General features: G+C 53.4%; 1 protein-coding gene. It reads left to right on the top strand.

From position 1 onward, the window contains the following. Positions 1-1,364, top strand: a protein-coding gene (locus CKW31_RS29415) for an IS3 family transposase (RefSeq protein ID WP_371856840.1) whose coding sequence is annotated in 2 segments (ribosomal slippage) — positions 1-494 and positions 497-1,364 — 1,362 coding nt annotated over the 2 segments. Because the reading frame shifts where the segments join, the coding sequence is not laid out codon by codon here. This gene is flagged as partial in the annotation.

The following is a 1,364-nucleotide window of genomic DNA, read 5'->3' as shown; positions in this document are numbered from 1 at the left end:
TGGGTAAGTATTCAGCGCAGTTCAAACACACAGCCGTCCAGACCTATCTGAATGACGTTGATGGCTATCGAAAGGTCGCTCGACACTTCTCAATCGACGTTAGCTTGTTACGTCGCTGGGTTGCTGCATTTGAAGCTCATGGCGATGCCAGTCCTAGCAAATGCGGCCAGCGTTATACCGCGGCCTTCAAGCGCTCAGTCATCGAATGCAGACGCGCCGAACGGTTGTCATATCGGCAGGTCGCCGCTCGTTTCGGCATAGGTCAGCCCTCCGAGATAGGCATCTGGGAGCGTCAGTATTACAGTGACGGCCTTGAAAATCCTTCTGCAAGCATCTCGAAAAGGCCTGCTCGTATGCCAAAGAAATCAGCTACGCCTCTTGAATCACTACCTGCGGATGACGCCGATCGATCACGCAAGCAATTGCTGGCAGAGCTTGAGTACCTGCGCATGGAGAACGCCTACCTAAAAAAGTTGGAGGAGATCACGGCGGCAACGAGCAGGCGATCTCCCATCGGCAAAAAACGCTAACGGTCATGTCTTTGTTGCCAGTATTTCCCTTGTCAGGTCTGCTCACGCTGGCCGGTTTGGCTCGCAGCACCTTTTACTATCAGAGGAGCGTGCTGCAATTACCGGACAAGCATGCCCCGCTCAAAGCGCAGATCCAGGGCATTTATGATCAGGAGAAAGGACTTTATGGGTACCGGCGGATTACTGCCGTCCTTCGCCAGCTTGGGGTCTTGGTCAACCACAAGGTGGTGCAGCGATTGATGGGCGTCTTACAGCTCAAGTCGGTTGTACGCCCCAAGAAATATCGAGCCTATAAAGGGGTGGTTGGCACACTGGCACCCAATCTTCTGGAGCGAAACTTCACTGCGCAACGTCCCAATCAGAAATGGGTAACGGACGTCACCGAGTTCAAGATCGCGCAACAAAAGCTCTACCTGTCACCGATCATGGATTTGTACAACGGCGAGATCGTGGCTTACACGATGGACACCCGCCCTTGCCTGGCAATGGTCACCACGATGCTGGACAACGCTTTCAAGCGCCTCCAGGACAAGTCTAATCTGGTGATTCACTCAGATCAGGGCTGGCAATATCAGCAAGTTCAGTACCGCCATAAACTCAAGGAGCGAGGCGTAAAGCAAAGCATGTCCCGTAAAGGAAACTGCTTGGACAACGCGGCTATGGAGAGCTTTTTCGGGACGCTGAAGTCGGAGTCTTTCTACCTGAAGAGCTTCAGCAGCGTTGAAGAGTTGCAGGCCGAGATGGATGATTACATCAGTTACTACAACCACGACCGCATCAAAATGAGGCTAGGCGGACTGAGCCCTGTGGCGTACAGGACCCAGTCGCGAGCTG

It is taken from the genome of Pseudomonas sp. Irchel 3A5 (genome assembly GCF_900187575.1).
Classification (GTDB): domain Bacteria; phylum Pseudomonadota; class Gammaproteobacteria; order Pseudomonadales; family Pseudomonadaceae; genus Aquipseudomonas; species Aquipseudomonas folii.
Note: the sequence above shows the minus strand (reverse complement) of the source record. Positions and strands in the feature narration are given on the sequence as shown.